At 53.4% G+C, this 20019-nt stretch carries 22 protein-coding genes; 12 read left to right on the forward strand and 10 right to left on the reverse strand.

Annotated features, from left to right (window positions below):
* Window positions 1-6 precede the first annotated feature (6 nt).
* Window positions 7-561, reverse strand: a complete 555-nt coding sequence (locus tag ACSOSI_RS10165) for a cytochrome b (RefSeq protein WP_012006313.1) — start codon at window positions 559-561, stop codon at window positions 7-9.
* Window positions 562-985: 424 nt separating this feature from the next.
* On the opposite strand from ACSOSI_RS10165, the gene ACSOSI_RS10170 reads away from it, so the two are divergent.
* Window positions 986-2038 (forward strand): AI-2E family transporter, encoded by a 1053-nt coding sequence (locus tag ACSOSI_RS10170; protein WP_259188542.1) that lies wholly within the window; start codon window positions 986-988, stop codon window positions 2036-2038.
* Between the two features lie 109 nt (window positions 2039-2147).
* Here ACSOSI_RS10170 and ACSOSI_RS10175 read toward each other — a convergent pair whose 3' ends face one another.
* The 7 genes from ACSOSI_RS10175 to pyrC form a co-directional block, all read right to left on the reverse strand.
* Window positions 2148-2264: a DUF2770 family protein gene (locus tag ACSOSI_RS10175; protein WP_012006315.1), complete on the reverse strand. Its 117-nt coding sequence runs from the start codon at window positions 2262-2264 to the stop codon at window positions 2148-2150.
* 120 nt (window positions 2265-2384) lie between these two features.
* Window positions 2385-3011 carry a LuxR C-terminal-related transcriptional regulator gene (locus ACSOSI_RS10180; RefSeq protein WP_012006316.1) on the reverse strand — a complete coding sequence of 209 codons (627 nt, stop codon included), beginning with the start codon at window positions 3009-3011 and terminating at the stop codon, window positions 2385-2387.
* Between the two features lie 226 nt (window positions 3012-3237).
* Complete coding sequence (gene solA / locus ACSOSI_RS10185) at window positions 3238-4353, reverse strand: N-methyl-L-tryptophan oxidase (protein WP_476707010.1); 1116 nt, start codon at window positions 4351-4353, stop codon at window positions 3238-3240.
* A 142-nt stretch (window positions 4354-4495) separates the two neighbouring features.
* On the reverse strand, window positions 4496-4750 hold the full coding sequence (gene bssS / locus ACSOSI_RS10190) for a biofilm formation regulator BssS (protein ID WP_012006318.1): 255 nt from the start codon (window positions 4748-4750) through the stop codon (window positions 4496-4498).
* Window positions 4751-4948: 198 nt separating this feature from the next.
* Window positions 4949-5227, reverse strand: coding sequence for a hypothetical protein (locus ACSOSI_RS10195; RefSeq protein ID WP_012006319.1), 279 nt, complete (start codon window positions 5225-5227; stop codon window positions 4949-4951).
* A gap of 137 nt (window positions 5228-5364) precedes the next feature.
* On the reverse strand, window positions 5365-5604 hold the full coding sequence (gene dinI, locus ACSOSI_RS10200) for a DNA damage-inducible protein I (RefSeq protein ID WP_012006320.1): 240 nt from the start codon (window positions 5602-5604) through the stop codon (window positions 5365-5367).
* An 80-nt stretch (window positions 5605-5684) separates the two neighbouring features.
* Window positions 5685-6731: a dihydroorotase gene (pyrC, locus tag ACSOSI_RS10205; RefSeq protein ID WP_017892415.1), complete on the reverse strand. Its 1047-nt coding sequence runs from the start codon at window positions 6729-6731 to the stop codon at window positions 5685-5687.
* 224 nt (window positions 6732-6955) lie between these two features.
* On the opposite strand from pyrC, the gene ACSOSI_RS10210 reads away from it, so the two are divergent.
* The gene (locus tag ACSOSI_RS10210; protein ID WP_012006322.1) at window positions 6956-7243 is read left to right on the forward strand and encodes a putative quinol monooxygenase; all 288 of its coding nucleotides are present in this window, start codon (window positions 6956-6958) and stop codon (window positions 7241-7243) included.
* A gap of 63 nt (window positions 7244-7306) precedes the next feature.
* Here the strand turns inward: ACSOSI_RS10210 and rne are convergent, their stop codons facing one another.
* A complete protein-coding gene (gene rne / locus ACSOSI_RS10215; RefSeq protein ID WP_476707011.1) occupies window positions 7307-10675 on the reverse strand; it encodes a ribonuclease E in 3369 nt (1122 codons plus the stop codon).
* 552 nt (window positions 10676-11227) lie between these two features.
* Here rne and rluC point away from each other — a divergent pair.
* Window positions 11228-12190 carry a 23S rRNA pseudouridine(955/2504/2580) synthase RluC gene (gene rluC, locus ACSOSI_RS10220; protein ID WP_476707012.1) on the forward strand — a complete coding sequence of 321 codons (963 nt, stop codon included), beginning with the start codon at window positions 11228-11230 and terminating at the stop codon, window positions 12188-12190.
* Window positions 12191-12197: 7 nt separating this feature from the next.
* Here rluC and ACSOSI_RS10225 read toward each other — a convergent pair whose 3' ends face one another.
* Window positions 12198-12779 (reverse strand): Maf family protein, encoded by a 582-nt coding sequence (locus ACSOSI_RS10225; RefSeq protein ID WP_129939764.1) that lies wholly within the window; start codon window positions 12777-12779, stop codon window positions 12198-12200.
* Window positions 12780-12920: 141 nt separating this feature from the next.
* Between ACSOSI_RS10225 and yceD the strand changes: the two genes are divergently transcribed.
* The 9 genes from yceD (at window position 12921) to pabC (ending at window position 20013) form a co-directional block, all read left to right on the forward strand.
* Window positions 12921-13442, forward strand: a complete 522-nt coding sequence (gene yceD, locus ACSOSI_RS10230) for a 23S rRNA accumulation protein YceD (protein ID WP_012006326.1) — start codon at window positions 12921-12923, stop codon at window positions 13440-13442.
* A 16-nt stretch (window positions 13443-13458) separates the two neighbouring features.
* Window positions 13459-13626: a 50S ribosomal protein L32 gene (rpmF, locus tag ACSOSI_RS10235; RefSeq protein WP_012006327.1), complete on the forward strand. Its 168-nt coding sequence runs from the start codon at window positions 13459-13461 to the stop codon at window positions 13624-13626.
* 11 nt (window positions 13627-13637) lie between these two features.
* Window positions 13638-14672 carry a phosphate acyltransferase PlsX gene (gene plsX / locus ACSOSI_RS10240; RefSeq protein WP_012006328.1) on the forward strand — a complete coding sequence of 345 codons (1035 nt, stop codon included), beginning with the start codon at window positions 13638-13640 and terminating at the stop codon, window positions 14670-14672.
* A 6-nt stretch (window positions 14673-14678) separates the two neighbouring features.
* The gene (locus ACSOSI_RS10245; protein ID WP_261412959.1) at window positions 14679-15632 is read left to right on the forward strand and encodes a beta-ketoacyl-ACP synthase III; all 954 of its coding nucleotides are present in this window, start codon (window positions 14679-14681) and stop codon (window positions 15630-15632) included.
* 17 nt (window positions 15633-15649) lie between these two features.
* The gene (fabD, locus tag ACSOSI_RS10250) at window positions 15650-16579 is read left to right on the forward strand and encodes an ACP S-malonyltransferase (RefSeq protein WP_126501493.1); all 930 of its coding nucleotides are present in this window, start codon (window positions 15650-15652) and stop codon (window positions 16577-16579) included.
* Window positions 16580-16590: 11 nt separating this feature from the next.
* Window positions 16591-17325, forward strand: coding sequence for a 3-oxoacyl-ACP reductase FabG (gene fabG / locus ACSOSI_RS10255; protein WP_012006331.1), 735 nt, complete (start codon window positions 16591-16593; stop codon window positions 17323-17325).
* Window positions 17326-17479: 154 nt separating this feature from the next.
* Window positions 17480-17716, forward strand: a complete 237-nt coding sequence (gene acpP, locus ACSOSI_RS10260) for an acyl carrier protein (RefSeq protein WP_004719003.1) — start codon at window positions 17480-17482, stop codon at window positions 17714-17716.
* A gap of 81 nt (window positions 17717-17797) precedes the next feature.
* Window positions 17798-19039 (forward strand): beta-ketoacyl-ACP synthase II, encoded by a 1242-nt coding sequence (gene fabF / locus ACSOSI_RS10265; RefSeq protein ID WP_012006332.1) that lies wholly within the window; start codon window positions 17798-17800, stop codon window positions 19037-19039.
* Between the two features lie 176 nt (window positions 19040-19215).
* Window positions 19216-20013 (forward strand): aminodeoxychorismate lyase, encoded by a 798-nt coding sequence (gene pabC, locus ACSOSI_RS10270; protein WP_012006333.1) that lies wholly within the window; start codon window positions 19216-19218, stop codon window positions 20011-20013.
* The last annotated feature ends 6 nt before the right edge of the window (window positions 20014-20019 follow it).

Below are 20019 nucleotides of genomic sequence, written 5' to 3' on the forward strand. Positions count from 1 at the left end.
CAAAGGTTAATCGGCGCTGCTACCCAGCATCCGTTTCAAAGTAACATCACGATCAACAAAGTGATGTTTAAGCGCGGCCAGACCGTGCAGAACTGAAAGCACTACCACGACCCAGGCCAGGTAAAGGTGGATGGTACCGGCCGTATCGGCCTGTTCCGCCATGCCGGTGACGGTGGCGGGGATGTCGAACCAACCGAAAACGCTGATCGGTTGACCGTCAGCGGTCGAAATCAGATACCCGCTGATTAGAATGCTGAACAGCACGACATATAACGCCAGATGGGCGAGGATCGCGCTGACGCGAGTAAAACGACCGTAGCTGGCCAAAGGTTTGGGCGGCGGTGAAACGAAACGCCAAATGACCCGAACCACCATAACGATAAACAGCAGTGTCCCGATGCTTTTATGAATCTCCGGTGCCTGGTGATACCAGACATCGTAATAACCCAGCGTGACCATCCATAGGCCCAGGGCAAACATGCCGTACACCGTCAGTGCGACCAGCCAGTGGATCAGCACTGAAATATGACCAAAACGATTGGCGGTATTTTTCCACAGCATCCTGTTTCCTTACTTTCCTGATTATCCGGCTGCAATAATTAAACTTTAAGAAACATAAAATCAATAATAAATTTAACTATGTTACTTCTTAATAATATTAATCAGAGAATTTGGCTGAGATAGCGTTAAGTCAATCAGTGAAATCGTTGAAGTGATTACTGTGGAGACATATTATTTTTATGTTATGAGTTGAAAACAAAGGGATTTATATATTATTGTCAACTTTTGTCATGTTGCGTAAGTGCCGTGAATTTTTTTAACAAATAAACCCTAGTCAAGATTGTCGATTATTTCCAGTCAGGATTTGGCAAAACGGGGATTTTAATTCGCGGAGTAATACCTCTGCGGCCTGAAGGGAGAGTTTGCTAACATAACACTCATCTGATGGCCCTTTGGGCCTGCGCTATTAACGCAAAGGAAATGTATGGGCCGAACCCTGTTGACCGATCGCAGCCTGCGGCTGGCCATTATGCTGGCGATGTTAGTGATTATTCTTGCCGGTGTGAAAGCGGCCGTGGATGTTGTGGTGCCTTTCCTGCTGGCACTGTTCCTCGCGATGGTGCTGAATCCGCTGGTGGCACAGCTCGAGCGCTGGCGGGTACCCCGGGTGCTGGGTGTGAGCTTGCTGGTGGTGGTTGTGGTGGTGTTGCTGATGCTGTTTGTCGGTGTGCTGGGGGCATCTCTGAACGAATTTGCTCGCTCATTGCCGCAGTATCGCGGCTTGATGTTGGAAAAGTTGAGCGAACTGCAGCACTACGCCGACCGTTTCAACATTACCATTTCCACCGAGGCGATGCTGCAGTACGTCGATCCCAGTGCGGCGATGAATCTGATCACTCGCCTGTTGAGCCGGTTTTCCGGCGCGATGACCAATATCTTCCTGTTGCTGATGACCGTGGTATTTATGCTGTTCGAAGTGCAGCTATTACCTTACAAATTGCAGCAGGCGTTGGATAAGCCAAGTGAAGGTATGGCCAATATACAGCGTGCGCTGGACGGCGTTACCCGTTATCTGCTGATCAAAACGGCGATCAGTCTGGCGACCGGGATTATCGTATGGGCCTTCCTTGCGGTTATTGATGTGCGTTTTGCCTTCATCTGGGGGCTGCTGGCTTTCCTGCTGAATTATATTCCCAATATTGGCTCGGTGATCGCCGCCGTTCCGCCGCTGATTCAGGCTCTGTTATTTAACGGATTTGGCGATGCTCTGGTAGTGGCCGCAGGCTTTATCACCATCAATTTGGTGATTGGCAATATGCTGGAGCCGCGTGTGATGGGGCGTGGGCTGGGGCTGTCAACGCTGGTGGTGTTCCTGTCATTGATCTTCTGGGGTTGGCTGATGGGGCCGGTGGGGATGTTGTTGTCGGTGCCCCTGACCATTATTACCCGTATCGCGCTGGAGACCACCGAAGGTGGGCATAAATTGGCGGTGATTCTCGGTGATGGCCAGCCGGGTAAACCGCTTACTCCGGAGTAAAGAAAACTTTTCCCTGACTTATCACGACACCACGGCCTTCATAGCCAGTGACCTGTTCCGGGAAGCCAAAACGGTTAAAGCGCAAGCGGGGAAAAGTGGGCGACATGAATTAAGGCATAAAGAAGAAATAGACGTCCAGCGCCAACAACACCAGCCACAGGCAGATATACAGCACCAAATGTTCGCGTACGTTGTTGACGATCGCCGACAGTATTTTGTTTAGCATTCTCACCAGCCAAAAGATAGGGACTGGCAGAGTATAGATTTTTGCGGACAGCGTTAATACTGCCGATAGTGCAAAGCGTGTAGATAGGCCAATTTCACCGCTAAAATCAGCCTACCTTGATCAAACCGCCAGTAAGGACAATGACATTGGGCTGGCAGAAACACTTGGCGGATAGAAGTAACGCAGCACGTTGTACAGCGAATAAAATTCCAGCCGGTTGCGGGCGTTGATTTTCTCTGTGATATGCCGCTTGTGAACATAGACGGTGTGCGAGCTGATTTGCAGCTTTTTTGCGATGCGGTAATTGGGCATTTCCGCCATCCAGTGCTTCATTACCGTCAGTTCCTGCGGGCTGAACAGCGAATGTTCAACGCTGCAATCCATCAGTGACACCGGTTTTTCCCGCATCATGCGTAATGTCACCGGCAGCGTGGCTTTATTGAACAGGAAAGCATGGTCGGCGATACGCATTGGCGCTTCGCTATAGGGATAGGGGGTGTCCAGGTAAATGAACAGCAATGCCGATGGGGTGGCTTCAATAAAAGCCTGCAGTTGGGCATCATCTTCACTATGACGGCAATGCTTGGTCAGGTTGACCAGGATATGACTGGGTCGGTAGTGCTCCAGTAGGGGGGTCGCCTGTTCCAGGCTGTGACAACACTTTATCTGGGCGAAAACATTGTCCGTAAAATAGTTATCGATCCCGACCCGAGTGAAGCAGCATTCGTCCACGACAAGCAGTTTCATGGTGACGTCCTTGTTGTTCGAAGAATTAGCAGGGGCATATCAACTGTAAAATAGAACTTACACCACAGGGGATCAATTCGGAAATCCGGATACTTACGCCAGAAATTTCCGTTGAAATATTTTTTACGATAGATTTCAGATTACTATGATGATTTCGGTATGTAACTAAAAGGCTAAACCGCAGCCAGCGCGAGTTGGCGGCTGCGATTAAGTCAGCAAGAAAGGGTTAAATGAAGCGTTTCAGTGAGAAAGGAGTGATATCCACCGGAGGGGTTTTATCTTCAGCAAACAGTGCGGCGATCTCACCTAACACGCTGGCAAACTTGAAACCATGGCCGCTCAGGCCGCTGATGACCATTAAGCGATCGCACTCTGGCAGGGTATCGATGATGAAATCTTCATCAGGACTCATATCATAACTGCATGCTTCACCGTGTAAACATACCCCTACACCCGGTAAAAATTGGCGCAGAAAATGGAAAACCTCAGTTCCATCCGTAGTGAAACTGCCAAAAGGTTTGCGCTGCTCCGGTGTCTCCATTGGTTGGCCACCATCGTGTTTACCCACTTTCAAGCCGTCATTGTCGGCAGGAAACCCGTAATAGTGGTTGCCGTCCTGCGCTTCGACGGTAAATGCCGGGAAACGGTTGTTGACGCTGTAACGGCCATCCGCCTGATGCCAGGAAAAAACTTTCCGCAGTGGCGCGATCGGTAACTGTGGCAGTAGGGCTTTAACCCAGGTCCCTGCGGTGACCACGGCTTTACGCCCCTGAAAGCGGCCTTCTGGGGTGATCACTTCCACACCGCCGTCAATCGGCTGGACTGCGCTAACCGGGCAATTAAACAACTGGCTGCAGCCGGCATCTTTAGCCAGTTTGATGAAACTGGCAACGGCCTGTTCCGAGCGCAGGAACCCGGCGTCAGGCTCAAACACCCCCACGTAGCCTTCCGGTGCATTGAATTCCGGCCAGCGCTGGTTAATCTGTTCTGCGCTAAGGCTTTGCGTATTGAGGCGGAATTTTTGTGCACTGTGCTGGGCGTTGTTGATAAATTCAGAATCCAGCGGCCCCATATTCAGAACGCCGCAGTCCTGGAACAGTTCTTCGCCAGTTTGTTTAATCAGGGCATTCCATAAGGCCTGGGCTCGCAGGATCAGCGGCACATACTTTTCGCCTTCACCGTAAGCATGGCGGATGATGCGGGTATCGCCGTGGTGGCTGCCGTTACGGTGTGGGGGCATGGCGCTGTCGATCATTAATACTTTCAGGCCGGCCCGAGTCGCATAGTAACCTGCCGCCGCGCCTACCGAACCGCTGCCCACAACAATTAAGTCATATTCCACGTGCCATACCTTCTCTGTTATACGTTGCTATTTCGTTATGATAAAAGGTTGGAAGCCGCAATGCACCCGTTGTGCCGCTCGCAGACAAAGAAAAAGGCGCCAGAGATAATCGCTGGCGCCTTAGGCATTTTGGTACAGTGAATTAGTGCTTTTTACGATCAAGGTCCTGGTAATCCGTTGCTTCAATCTTGGCGATGCCGGCTTCTAAGATATTGATTAATTGACGTGCGACATCTGTGGTGAGCCAAAGCGTTCTGTCTACTTGGGCATCTTCGGGTGTCTGATCTCGTGAAGACAGGTAATGAAGGCGTATCATCATGGCGTCATAAGCGTCGACAGTACTGATATCCCAACCAACAAGCGGGTGTGTCTGAATTACTTCATCATTTCTGTCCATAAAGACCCCTTATTGAGTAGTGACTACCGTGAGTGACTAACGAGGATCAATGCGGCCCATCATCATGTGAGCAATTACAGTATACGCATCTGGCTACAGCGGTGGAGACTTTCCTGCCTTCTTTTGCAAAATAATTATTTATTTGAGTGATTATTCTACACGTCGGTACGCAAAGACGTGAGAACGGAGACATCACATTCATTCAACATCGGGGGGGCGTGGAACACTGTGCAATCGTTTTTCCAGCTCGAGGGCCAGATGGGCAAAGTGCTGCTGGGTTTCGGCATCACGATTTTGGTTTTGCGATTCCAGCTTCAAACTGTGAATTAGCAATTGATTGGCTTTGTCGTCCAGACCAAAAGCCAGATAGGAAAATGCCACCTCCAGCACGCTCAAACGCCGTTTTTGGTCGGCAATCAGCGCCAGCAGTTCGCCAAAGGTCATCGCTTCTTCGGTTTTTACCTTGTCCGGGGCCATCTTAAATACCTCCTGTTAAAGCATTCAGTACAGACCAGATAAGGCTTTTCTTCCAGCGGAAAATTAAACCGCGTTGTGTCGGGTTCCAAATACAAAAAAGCCGGAGAGCGACCCCCGGCAAAAACTACATTGCAGTATTATTCTGCGCTAAACCAATCGTCAGCACTTTCCCAGGTTTCCTGGAGAATGTCCGCGATCAGATCTTTATCTGTTTTCAGGCCGCCCAGAACCGAAAGCCCATTGGAACCGGCATAACGGACCTGAACCACAGTGTCTGGAAATTGGCGGTTTACCCGCTTGCTCAACTCACTGGTCAGAGCTTCGATGGCCCCTGACGGTAGCGGTTTGGTTTTATCTATAGTGACTTCAACACGCATAATTGCCCCCGAAGCGATTTACTGGATATTTATACAGTTAACCGTGCGCGGGGGCAAGAGGTTGGATTAAAAAAAGATAATTATGCTTTCACCGACCAGCTCAGACTCTCCCCGGCCAGGAATGGAATGACCGTTTCGCTGCCCATGGCGATCTCTTCCGGCTGAGTTGTCGCTACGCGTTGCAGCTCGATGAAATCGGTATTGACCGGCAGGCCATAAAAACGCGGGCCGTTCAATGAGCAGAAGGCTTCCAGATGATCCAGCGCACCGAGTTGCTCGAACACGCTGGCGTAAGCCGGGATCGCATTGGGAGCGTTGAATACGCCGGCGCAACCGCAGCTGGATTCCTTGCGGTGTTTGGCATGTGGTGCGGAGTCGGTGCCGAGGAAGAAGCGATCCGAACCGCTGGCAACGGCTTTGCGCAGTGCGTCCTGGTGAATATTGCGTTTCAGGATTGGCAGGCAGAACAGGTGCGGACGGATACCGCCAACCAGCATGTGGTTGCGGTTAAACATCAGGTGCTGAGGGGTGATGGTCGCGCCAAGAAAACGATTGCCTTCCTGCACGTACTGCGCCGCTTCTTTGGTGGTGATGTGCTCGAAGACGATTTTCAGCTCTGGGAACTGCTGACGAATCGGCTCCATGACCTGCTCAATAAAGCGAGCCTCGCGATCGAAAATATCAACGGCAGCATCGGTCACTTCACCGTGAATCAACAGTGGCATGCCGATTTTCTGCATTTGCTCGAACAGCGGGTAAATGGCTTTCACATCGCTGACGCCGTGGCTGGAATTGGTAGTGGCATTGGCCGGGTACAGCTTGGCGGCGGTGAACACGCCTTGCTCAAACCCGTTGACCAGTTCGGCTGCATCCAGTGAATTGGTCAGGTAGCAGGTCATCAGCGGGGTGAAATCATGTCCCTGAGGAACCGCTGCCAGAATACGGTCACGATAAGCGCAAGCCGCGGCGACGGTAGTAATTGGCGGAGCCAGGTTCGGCATCACAATCGCCCGGCCAAAGACCTGACTGGTATAAGGCAATACCGTTTTCAGCATGTCGTCATCGCGCAGATGGATGTGCCAGTCGTCAGGGCGGCGGATTTTTAGGGCTTGAGGTTGTGCGGTCATGTTGCAAGGCTCCGGCGGTTAGAAACGGGTCTACGTAAAAGCGAATAATGGGGGTTATTCACGCCGGGGTGTAAGGATAAGCGTAAAGCGCTTGCGATGCATCTGTTTGTTCACGGCAAGTTGAAATCAGTTGGCTTTCGGGGGCATAGTGACAGGGATTTGAATGATACCTGCGTCATAACTGTCAGGTTATCAACGTTAATCATGTGGAATGGGAGAGAGAAATGGAAGTACGTGTTATTGCCACCTTACAGGCTAAACCCGAGTTTGTGTCCGCCGTCAGCGATGTAGTGCATGCGATTATCGATCCAAGCCGCCAGGAACTGGGCAACCTGCAATATGATCTGCACCGCGATCTGGAAAAGCCGGGTACTTTCGTATTTTTTGAGCGTTGGGCAAGCGCTGAGGCACTGGAAAAACACAATGCCACCGAGCATTTCAAGCATTTCGTCAGCCAGTTAGAGGGTAAGCTGGACTCGCTGGATATCAAACAGTTGAAGAAAATAGCCTGAGCCGATTTTTCGGCAATAAAAAACCCGCCGAGTTGGCGGGTTTTTTTATCGGAGCAGATTAACTTAATCGTTAACCTGCTGCGGTTTGGTTGCCGGTGCGGTAGCCTGATTTGCCGCCGCATGACCACCCGCAGAACCTTTGCCTTCGAAGTTGAAGGAAGGGCGCTGCCAATCACTTTGCTGCTGCTGTTCCGGTACATAGTCTGGCGCAGGAGCCTTGGTCATTGGCGCAGTAGCGATGTGTTTATACAGCACATCTGCCACCGGTACTGGCTGCTGTTGCACAACCGGCGCTTTTTCTTCGACCACTACTGCGGCAGTAACTTCCTGCACGGGTGCGGCTTCAACGACGGGCTCAACGAACACCGGAGCTGGTTCAGCGACAGTTTCTTCAGCAACGGTTGCTGCTGGAACGACTGGCGTTTCTTCAACCACTGGGGCAGGTTCAACCGCTGGGGCTTCCTCTACCACCGGTGCAGCTTCAACCACCGCGGTTTCTTCTACCACTGCAGGCGCTTCAGCCACCGGTGCTGCCGGGGTTTCTTCCGCCTGGGCAGCCATTGCCGGCTCAGCGGTTTCAACAACCGGTTGGGCTGGTTCTTCTGCCGGGGCCACAACTTCTGGTTCGATCACCGGCGCAACGGCTTGGGCAATAACCGGAGCGGCTACGCTGACGGCTTCCTGCGCCATGACGTTGTCGGCAGCGATTTCAACAGCTTCAGTCTGAACTTCTGCTTCTTCAATCACTTGCGCGGCTTGTGTGACAGGGTAACTCACCCACACCTTACCGGAAGCCATCTCTGGAGAGGCGAAAGCACCTGCCAGCGGCATTGGCGACTGGGTAGGGTAACGCTCGTCACGGTAACGGCGACGACGTTGACCGCTGACACGCAGGTGGCGCGGAGAACGACGTGAGCGGCGTGGCATGCCGTTTTCGCCGTTAGCGCGGTTATCCTGTGCATCATCTTCGCCCGGAGCTTCAAGGGTTTCCGGCAGCAGTTTAACGCTGTCTTCAACCTGGGCTGGCTTCACGTCCTGGGCTTTCACTACCGGTGCTTTTGGCGCCAGCAGTTCTTCCGCTGCGCGATGCAGTTCTTCTTCCGCAGACAGCACGCGAATTTTCTGCGACAGAGGACGACGCTGACGACGCTGCATGTTCTGCATCTGACGTTCTTCGAGATCTTCGTCAACGCTGGCGTTGGCAGGGGTTGCGGTTTCTACGCTTTCCAGCGCGGCCACTTCCTGCTGAGCCTGACGTTTCTCTTCCTGACGACGACGCTGGCGTTCGGCACGTTGGTCACGGCGCTGTTGCTGCTCTTCGCGCTGTGCCTTGGCGGCTTCTTCAGACAGCGGCTCTTCGGTTACGGCAGCAGTGGTTTGTGGCGCATTACGGCGGTTACGACGCTGCTCATCACGCACTTCGCGTGTTTCACGGCCTTCGCGGTTGTCGCGAGGTTCGCGATTTTCACGCGGCTCACGATTATCACGACCTTCACCGCGCTCTTTACGCTCGCCACGTTCTGGACGATCGCCACGCTCACCACGTTCTCCGCGCTCACCACGATCTTTACGACCGGTACCCTGACGACGTTGACCACGACGATCCTGACGGCGGTTTTCACCGTTGCCTTCAGACTTCGGCGCCTCAACCACAGGTTTGGCTTCGACAACCGGCTGCTCTTCACCGGCAAACAGCGCTTTCAGACCACCGAACAGACGGCCCAACAGGCCCGGCTTGGCAGCGGCTGGCGCGGTTTGCTTGGTAGCAGTAGCGGCGACGGTAGCTTGCGCCACAACAGGTTCTTCTGCTGGTGGTGGGGCATCTGCAGCCAGAGAGAACGAAGCCAGTGCAGGTTGCTCCGGACGCTTGCGCTCCATCGGTGCATCTTCCAGCGGCTGGGCCATCTCTTCTTCATGCAGTTTCGGCAACAGGTAGCTCAGGGTTGGTGTTTCTTCGCCCTTACGCACGCGCAGTACCGAGTAGTGAGGGGTTTGCATCTGATCGTTCGGCACGATGATCGCTTTCACGCCACCCTGACGTTTTTCGATCGCGCTCACCGATTCACGCTTTTCGTTCAGCAGGTAAGATGCCACCTGTACTGGCACGATGGCGTGAACTTCTTTGGTATTTTCTTTCAGCGCTTCTTCTTCGATCAGACGAAGAATGGAAAGTGCCAGCGATTCGTTATCACGGATGGTGCCGGTGCCGTTACAGCGCGGGCAGACGTGATGGCTGGATTCACCCAGTGATGGGCTGAGGCGCTGACGCGACATCTCAAGCAGGCCGAAACGGGAAATGCGACCGATTTGGATACGTGCACGGTCCTGACGGACGGCGTCACGCAGACGGTTTTCCACTTCACGTTGATGGCGAACCGGGGTCATATCGATAAAGTCGATAACGATCAGGCCGCCAAGGTCACGCAGCCGCAGCTGGCGAGCAATCTCGTCCGCCGCTTCCAGGTTGGTGTTGAACGCAGTCTCTTCGATATCGCCGCCGCGGGTTGCTCGCGCGGAGTTGATATCGATAGCGGTCAGCGCTTCGGTGGAGTCGATAACGATCGAACCGCCGGAAGGCAGGCGAACTTCACGCTGGAACGCGGATTCAATTTGGGATTCGATTTGATAGTGGCTGAACAGAGGGATTTCGCCGCTGTACAGTTTGATCTTGCTGCTGAAATCCGGACGGCCCAGGGCAGCGATGTGCTCTTTGGCCAGATCGAGAACCTTTGGGTTATCGATCAGGATTTCGCCGATGTCCGGGCGCAGATAGTCGCGGAATGCACGCACGATAACGTTGCTTTCCTGATGGATCAGGAATGGCGCAGCGCGGCCTTCAGCGGCTTTTTTAATTGCTTCCCAGTGCTTCAGGCGGAATGACAGATCCCACTGCAGCGCATCGGCAGATTTGCCCACGCCCGCGGTGCGAACAATCAGACCCATGCCATCTGGCAGTTGCAGGGAAGAAAGAGCTTCTTTCAGTTCGGTGCGGTCGTCACCCTCAATGCGGCGTGAAATACCACCGGCACGTGGGTTGTTCGGCATCAGCACCAGATAACTGCCGGCCAGGCTGATGAAGGTGGTCAAGGCAGCGCCTTTGTTACCACGTTCTTCTTTATCAACCTGAACGATCACTTCCTGGCCTTCGCGCAGCACATCTTTGATGTTTGGGCGACCATGAGAAGAGTAGTTACTTGGGAAATATTCGCGAGAGATTTCTTTAAGAGGGAGGAAACCATGTCGTTCGGCGCCGTAATCTACGAACGCTGCTTCAAGACTTGGTTCTATACGAGTGATTTTGCCTTTGTAAATATTCGCTTTTTTCTGTTCATGACCCGGACTTTCAATATCCAAATCATACAGCCGCTGTCCATCTACCAAGGCAACACGCAACTCTTCCTGCTGAGTTGCGTTAATCAACATTCTTTTCATCTTAACTTACTCGTTATTTTTACATTATCGACAAAGCTGCGGGCAAAATAACCTCATGGCCGGATTAAAACCGAAAACCCCGTGTCTTCTCGCAAAGCCGTCAACCTCACGGTTGTCGCCTGCATAGGGGCGCATTATCTCGGTAAGCCTGTATTTCTTTGTGAAAAACAGCACTTTTACTAGGGGAATAGCCTCTGATTTACGTCGACAGATCTGATTCCGTTTGCCGGCCAAGCTGCAACCCGCAGCCCGCTAATTGTTTGATTTCACATTACGTCTTACGCCATTGCTGCGTTTTTGTGCCATCAGACAAATTTTATAATTCCACAGTTTTCCCTGTTTAACGAGAATCAACGTGGAAAGTAAACGCATTATTCCACTGCTGATACTGTTATAGCAAGGTGACTTTTCCTTAACTGCGGAAGAAATCGCAAACGTTCAAACCGGCTTGCTGCCTTATTGTCCGCTGAGATTTCGCCTGCAGTCAGAGAGACAGTTAAGCACATAAAAAGAAGTGGCGCTATTTACGCGCTCTATTTAGAATCCTGCCCCATGAAAACGAACATTCCTGCAGTACAACTAATCACGATTTCTGACGACGAAGCCGGTCAGCGAATCGACAACTTTCTACTTGCCCGCTTAAAAGGCGTGCCGAAGAGCATGATTTATCGCATCGTGCGCAAGGGTGAGGTGCGAGTTAATAAAGGACGCATCAAGGCGGAATACAAGCTGGCGCCCGGTGATGTGGTGCGTGTGCCGCCAGTGCGTGTTGCTGAGCGTGAAGACGCGCCGGTCTCGGCCAAACTGGATAAAGTGGCCGCGCTGGCCCATTGCATTCTGTATGAAGACGATCACCTGCTGCTGCTGAATAAACCCTCCGGCACTGCGGTGCATGGCGGTAGCGGCCTGAGTTTTGGCGTTATCGAAGCTCTGCGTGCGTTGCGCCCGGAAGCCCGCTTCCTGGAGTTGGTTCACCGTTTGGACCGCGATACCTCGGGCGTGCTGCTGGTGGCGAAAAAGCGTTCTGCGCTGCGCTCCTTGCATGAGCAACTGCGCTTGAAAGGGATGCAGAAGGATTATTTGGCACTGGTGCGCGGTGAGTGGCAGTCGCATTGCAAGGCGGTGCAGGCACCGTTGCTGAAAAACATTCTGCAGAGCGGTGAACGCATCGTGCGTGTCAGCAGTGAAGGCAAGCCGTCGGAAACCCGCTTCAAGGTGGAAGAGCGTTTTGAGCATGCGACGCTGGTCAAGGCCAGCCCGATCACCGGGCGTACTCACCAGATCCGCGTTCACGCGCTGCACGCCGGGCATCCAATAGCCTTTGACGATCGTTATGGCGATCGTGAGTTCGATCGCCAATTGGCGGGGACCGGGCTCAAACGTTTGTTCCTGCATGCAGCGGCATTGCGTTTTGAACATCCGGGCACCGGCGAAACCATGCGTATCGAAGCCCCGATGGACGCAGAATTGCGCCACTGCCTGCAGGTATTGCGCAAGCAGTCCAAACTGCAGTAAACCCTATTTATCCCAGCGGGTTGATGCCTTCAGCCCGCAGCATCTCCAGCAGTGCGATCAGCGGCAGGCCGATCAACGCATTCGGATCCCGTCCCTCCAGTTTGTCGAACAGCGCGATGCCCAAACCTTCACTTTTAAAGCTGCCTGCGCAGTTGAGCGGTTGCTCAAGGCGGATATAGGCGGCGATTTCAGCGTCACTCAGCGCACGGAAGTGCACGTGGAAGGGTTCACAAAGCACCTGCAGGTGTTTGCTATGGCTGTTGTATAACGCCAGGCCAGTATAAAAAGTGACCCTTTGGCCACTGGCCTGGCGTAATTGCGCGCGGGCATTTTCTGCGGTGTGTGGTTTTCCGGTGATTTTACCGTCGATCACGCAGACCTGATCGGAGCCGATAATCAGGTGGTCGGGGTAGGCGGCGGCCAATGCCTGGGCCTTTGCCGTTGCCAATCGCAGCACCAGCGCTTCGGCGCTTTCCCCGGCCAGTGGGGCTTCATCGACCTGGGGAGCATCACAGATAAAAGGCAGATGCAGTTTTTCCAATAGCATCTTGCGGTAGGTCGAGGTGGAGGCAAGCAGGAGTCTTTGCATAATTTTTTTCGTAAACCGTAGCGTAAATAGAGTAGGCATTTTAAACTGTCCGCCGCTGAGGAAGCGAATATTGGTGAAAGGTGCCGTTTTACGGCCTTTTTCTTTGACTCTAAGTCGTTACAAAGTTAATATGCGCGCCCTATGCAAAAGGTAAAATTACCCTTGACCATTGATGCGGTACGTACCGCTCAGAAACGCCTGGACTATGTTGGTTCCTATGCGCCTGAGCAGGTTACACGTGTCGCCGCCTCTGTGGTCAGTGTGGACAGTGATGTTGAGGTCTCGTTATCCTTTGATATTGATAACCAGCGCCTCGCGGTGATAACAGGGCATGCGGACGTCCAGGTAATGCTGATGTGCCAACGCTGTGGAGTTCCGTTTGAACATCATGTTCACACAACATATTGTTTTAGCCCGGTCGTCAATGATGAGCAGGCTGAGGCATTACCGGGAGCGTACGAGCCGATCGAAGTCGATGAGTTTGGCGAAGTCGATCTGCTGGCAATGATTGAAGACGAAATTATTCTTTCACTGCCTGTCGTCCCGGTACATGAATCTGAACACTGTGAAGTGTCCGAAGCGGATATGGTGTTTGGCAAACTGCCTGAAGAGGCGGAGAAACCAAATCCATTTGCCGTATTAGCCAGTTTAAAGCGTAAGTAATCAAGGAGTAAGGTCCATGGCCGTACAACAAAATAAACCAACCCGTTCCAAGCGTGGCATGCGTCGTTCACACGATGCTCTGACCACCGCCACTTTGTCTGTTGATAAAGCATCTGGCGAGACTCACCTGCGTCACCATATCACTGCCGACGGTTTCTACCGCGGTCGCAAGGTTATCGGCTAAGTAGCGATACCTTGACTCGTCTAACCCTGGCGTTAGATGCAATGGGCGGGGACTTCGGTCCCTGCGTCACAGTGCCTGCTTCATTGCAGGCACTGGCCTCTAATTTACAGCTTCATCTTCTGCTGGTCGGCAATCCCGACACCCTCTCTCCCTTACTTGCCAAAGCCGATCCGGTTCTTCTGGAACGTTTGCAAGTTGTGCCCGCTGAATCTGTGATAGCCGGCGACGCCAAACCCTCACAAGCGATACGCGCCAGCCGCGGTTCTTCCATGCGCATTGCGCTGGAACTGACTAAAAACGGCGATGCGCAAGGTTGTGTCAGCGCAGGTAATACCGGTGCGTTGATGGGGTTGGCGAAAATGCTGATCAAGCCGCTGGACGGTATTGAACGGCCGGCGCTGATGACGGTGATCCCGAATCAGTTGGGTGGCAAAACCGTGGTGCTGGATCTGGGCGCCAACGTCGAATGCGACAGTACCATGCTGGTGCAGTTTGCGGTGATGGGTGCGGTTATGGCCGAAGAGGTGGTGGGGATTGCGCAACCTCGCGTGGCGCTGCTGAATATTGGTGAAGAAGAAACCAAAGGCCTGGATAATATCCGCGAAGCGGCCGCCGTGTTAAAAAATACTCCGGCAATCAACTATATTGGTTACCTGGAAGGCAACGATCTTCTCACCGGTAAAACCGATGTGTTGGTCTGCGACGGCTTTGTGGGTAACGTCACCCTGAAGACCATGGAAGGGGTGGTAAGAGTATTTTTATCGCTGCTGAAATCATCCGGAGACGGTGGCAAGCAGGCGTGGTGGTTAAAATTGTTGGGCCGTTGGCTGCAAAAACGGGTGGTAAAGCGGTTCGGCCACCTGAACCCCGACCAGTATAATGGCGCATGTCTGTTAGGATTGCGCAGCACCGTAATCAAGAGCCACGGCGCTGCAAACCCACACGCGTTTGCAGTGGCAATCGAACAGGCTGTGCAGGCGGTGCAGCGGCAAGTCCCTGACAGGATTGCTGCGCGCCTTGAAGCTGTATTACCTAAGAGTGACTGATCGTACATGTATACAAAGATTCTCGGTACGGGGAGTTATTTACCCGTACAAGTGCGCACCAACGCTGACCTTGAAAAAATGGTGGATACCTCTGACGAGTGGATCGTCTCACGTACGGGTATCCGTGAACGCCGTATTGCCGCCGCTGATGAAACAGTTGCGACGATGGGTTTCCATGCTGCTGAAAAAGCGCTGGAAATGGCAGGTGTGGCTAAAGAAGACATCGGGCTGATCGTTGTGGCTACCACCACCTCGAGCCACGCATTTCCAAGTTCTGCCTGCCAGGTGCAGCAGATGCTGGGCATCAAAGACTGCGCGGCATTCGATCTGGCTGCGGCCTGTGCCGGTTTCACCTATGCGTTGAGCGTCGCCGATCAGTATGTTAAAAACGGCGCGGTGAAGCATGCTCTGGTGATCGGCGCAGACGTGTTGTCACGCACGCTGGATCCGGAAGATCGCGGCACTATCATTCTGTTTGGTGATGGCGCAGGCGCGGTGCTGTTGGGGGCTTCTGAAGAGCCGGGCATTTTGTCGACCCATCTGCACGCCGACGGCAGCTACGGCGGTTTGTTGACCTTGCCGTTCAAGGATCGTCAGGATCAGGACAAGCCGGCCTATGTCACCATGGCGGGTAATGAAGTCTTCAAGGTTGCGGTTACCGAACTGGCTCACATCGTTGATGAAACGCTGCAGGCCAATAATCTGGATCGCAGCGCGCTGGACTGGCTGGTGCCGCACCAGGCCAATTTGCGTATTATCAGCGCGACGGCGAAAAAATTGGGTATGGGGATGGATAAAGTGGTAGTGACGCTCGATCGTCACGGTAACACCTCTGCCGCCTCGGTCCCTGCAGCGCTCGACGAAGCGGTGCGTGATGGGCGGATCCAACGCGGCCAACTGGTGCTGCTGGAAGCCTTTGGCGGCGGCTTTACCTGGGGCTCGGCGCTGGTTCGTTTCTGATATAACAGGAAGAAAAAATGACGCAATTTGCTTTTGTTTTTCCAGGCCAGGGTTCACAGACTCTGGGCATGCTGGCCGATTTGGCCACTCAATATCCGATCGTTGAAGCGACCTTCAGCGAAGCCTCTTCCGTCCTGGGTTACGACCTGTGGCAGCTGGTGCAGCAAGGGCCGGCGGAAGAACTGAATAAAACCTGGCAGACGCAGCCGGCATTGCTGGCCGCTTCCGTAGCCATTTTCCGCGTCTGGCAGCAGCAGGGCGGTAAAGCACCTGCCATCATGGCTGGCCATAGCCTGGGTGAATACTCGGCGCTGGTGTGTGCGGGCGTGCTGGATTTCCAGGCGGCAATCCGTCTGGTTGAGCTGCGCGGCAAACTGATGCAGGAAGCGGTGCCGGAAGGCACTGGCGCAATGTCCGCCATTATCGGCCTGGACAACGCCGCCATCGCCAAGGCTTGTGAAGAGTCTGCCCAGGGGCAGGTTGTTTCACCGGTGAACTTTAACTCACCGGGCCAGGTGGTGATCGCCGGCAATAAAGAAGCGGTTGAACGTGCTGGTGCGGCCTGTAAAGCCGCTGGCGCCAAGCGTGCTTTGCCGTTACCGGTGAGCGTGCCTTCGCACTGCGCACTGATGAAACCGGCCGCAGACAAGCTGGCTGTGGCGTTGCAGGAGATTACCTTCAGCGCACCGCAGGTCCCGGTGGTGAATAACGTCGACGTGAGCACCGAAACCGATCCAGAAGCGATCCGCAGTGCACTGGTGCGCCAGTTGTACAGCCCGGTACGTTGGACCGAAAGCGTAGAGTTTATGGCAGCACAGGGCGTTACCTTGCTGCTAGAGGTTGGTCCGGGTAAAGTTCTGACCGGTCTGACTAAACGTATTGTTGACACCCTGACGGCGGCGGCGGTTAATGACGCAGCCAGCCTGACAGCGGCGCTTGAACAATAAAGAGGAAAACAATGAGCTTCGAAGGTAAAGTTGTTCTGGTCACCGGCGCCAGCCGGGGTATTGGCCGGGCTATTGCAGAAACGTTTGTGGCACGTGGCGCCAAAGTCATCGGCACCGCCACCAGTGAAAGCGGCGCTGAGGCTATCAGCAGCTACCTGGGTGCAAGCGGCAAAGGGTTTGCGTTGAATGTGGTCGATGCTCAATCTATCGACAGCGTTCTGGCATCTATTCGTGCTGAATTTGGCGAAATCGACATTTTAGTGAATAATGCCGGTATTACGCGTGATAACCTCCTGATGCGTATGAAGGACGACGAGTGGCAGGATATCCTGAACACCAATCTGACTTCCGTATTCCGTCTGTCAAAAGCGGTAATGCGAGCTATGATGAAAAAGCGGTTTGGCCGTATCATCACCATCGGTTCCGTAGTTGGTACCATGGGGAACGCAGGGCAGGCTAATTACGCGGCGGCTAAAGCCGGTCTGATTGGTTTTAGCAAGTCTTTGGCACGCGAAGTTGCTTCGCGTGGCATTACGGTCAACGTCGTGGCACCTGGCTTTATTGAGACGGACATGACACGGGCGTTGACAGATGATCAGCGTGCAGGCATTTTGTCATCAGTTCCAGCCAATCGGCTGGGGGATGCTAAAGAAATCGCCAGCGCTGTTGCATTTTTAGCCTCTGATGAGGCTGGCTACATCACCGGTGAAACGTTGCATGTCAATGGCGGCATGTACATGATTTAAAAAATGCGAAAACTATTTGCGTTATTTGGGGTAAAAACCGCAGAATAGCGTAAAATCGTGGTTTGACCAGCCGGGATTTAGTTGCATCTTTTTCAACATTTTATACACTACGAAAACCATCGCGAAAGCGAGTTTTGATAGGAAATTTAAGAGTATGAGCACTATCGAAGAACGCGTTAAGAAAATCATTGTTGAGCAGTTGGGTGTTAAACAGGAAGAAGTTTTAAATAACGCTTCTTTCGTTGAAGATCTGGGTGCTGATTCTCTTGACACCGTTGAGCTGGTAATGGCTCTGGAAGAAGAGTTCGACACAGAGATTCCAGACGAAGAAGCTGAGAAAATCACTACTGTTCAGGCAGCTATTGATTTCATCAACGCCAGCCAGCAGTAAGAGAACATATCTAGGCGGTCACTCGACCGCCTAAGTTTTTTCTATCCCTAGTGTCATATTTTCCCTCCTTGGAGGACAAACGTGTCTAAGCGTCGAGTAGTTGTGACCGGACTGGGCATGTTGTCTCCTGTCGGCAATACGGTAGAGTCCACATGGACAGCTCTTCTTGCCGGTCAGAGTGGCATCAGCCTGATCGACCATTTCGATACCGCAGCCTATGCGACCAAGTTTGCTGGCCTGGTAAAGAATTTTAATTCAGAGGATTTCATCTCACGCAAAGATGCGCGCAAGATGGACGCCTTCATCCAATACGGTATCGCTGCCGGCATGCAAGCCATGCAGGATGCACAATTGGATATCACCGAGGCTAACGCCAGCCGCATTGGTGCCGCTATCGGCTCCGGCATCGGCGGCCTGGGTTTGATTGAAGAGAACCACAGTTCACTGGTTAACGGTGGCCCACGGAAAATCAGTCCGTTTTTTGTGCCGTCAACCATCGTAAACATGATTGCAGGCCACCTGACCATCATGTACGGCATGCGTGGCCCGAGCATTTCGATCGCCACCGCCTGTACTTCAGGTGTGCATAACATTGGCCATGCTGCGCGTATCATTGCTTACAATGATGCCGACGTCATGCTGGCCGGTGGGGCAGAGAAAGCCAGTACTCCGTTGGGTGTCGGCGGCTTCGGCGCAGCACGCGCGTTGTCGACCCGTAACGAAGATCCTCAAGCGGCCAGCCGCCCATGGGACAAAGACCGTGACGGTTTTGTGCTGGGTGACGGTGCCGGCATGATGGTGCTGGAAGAGTACGAACACGCCAAAAAACGCGGCGCCAAGATTTATGCTGAAGTCGTCGGCTTTGGGATGAGCAGCGATGCTTATCACATGACGTCCCCCCCTGAGAATGGTGCGGGCGCAGCGCTGGCGATGGAAAATGCGTTGCTTGATGCTGGTGTGACTACGTCACAAATTGGTTATATCAATGCGCATGGCACTTCAACGCCGGCCGGTGACAAAGCCGAAACGCAGGCGGTGAAGTCGGTATTTGGCAGCGATGCACAGCGCGTGATGGTCAGCTCGACCAAATCGATGACCGGCCACCTGTTGGGTGCCGCAGGCGCGATCGAATCGATCTTCACCGTATTGGCATTGCGTGACCAGGCCGTTCCGCCAACCATCAACCTGGATAATCCGGATGAAGGTTGCGATTTGGACTTTGTTCCGCATGAAGCTCGCCAGGTGAGTGATATGCAGTACACGCTGTGTAACTCCTTCGGTTTCGGCGGCACCAACGGTTCACTGATCTTCCGCAAGGTGTAATGCCTCTGCTGGCAGACGGTAAAAAAGCCCGGTTTTTTAAACCGGGCTTTTTTTATGGCGCTGACCCGCTACTCGGAAAGCTCTGCTTGTCGGCACTGTGGCCAAACGGCAAGCTGCTGCTAACGGCACCTGCGCCTGTTATTCTGTAGTCATACCAACGCGGTCAGGGGGAGTCTATGTACTGGATTAATGGACATCAGCACGATGCGCTAGCGCCAAGCGATCGCGGTTTGCAGTTTGGTGACGGCTGTTTCACTACCGCCCGGGTGATTGAGGGGAAAATAGACCTGCTGCCCTGGCATATCGAGCGGCTGCAGTTGGCAGCGCAACGGCTGATGCTGCCGTCCTGCGACTGGAATGCTTTGGAAGATGAAATGGTGCGCGCAGCAGAATCTATCCCATTGGGCGTGGTCAAAGCGATACTGACTCGCGGCAGCGGTGGCAGGGGGTACAGCCCGCAAGGGTGTGAGGCTCCCACACGCATAGTCTCTCGTAGCACCTATCCCATGCACTATTTGCCATGGCGAGAGCAGGGCATCAGCCTGACGCTCAGTCCGGTAGCGCTGGGGCGCAATCCCCTGTTGGCTGGGCTAAAGCATCTGAATCGTTTGGAGCAGGTGTTGATCCGCACGCATCTTGACCAGACAACCGCCGACGAGGCGCTGGTGCTTGACACTGCCGGTATGCTGGTGGAATGCTGTGCGGCTAATTTGTTCTGGCGTAAGGGGAAAGCGGTATTTACGCCAGATTTGAGCCAGGCAGGCGTGGCTGGGCTGATGCGTCGCCGGGTGATTGAGCTGCTGGCGGGCAGTGAATACTCGCTGCATTGCGTCAGCGAACCTCTAGAGACGCTGGCCGATGCCGAAGAAGTGCTGGTGAGCAATGCGTTAATGCCGTTGCTGCCGGTCAATACTGCGCAATCATGGCGTTACCCTTCGCGCCAACTTTATGATTTTTTGCGCCCACACTGTTAACGATGG

It is taken from the genome of Serratia sp. AR11, from assembly GCF_056376275.1.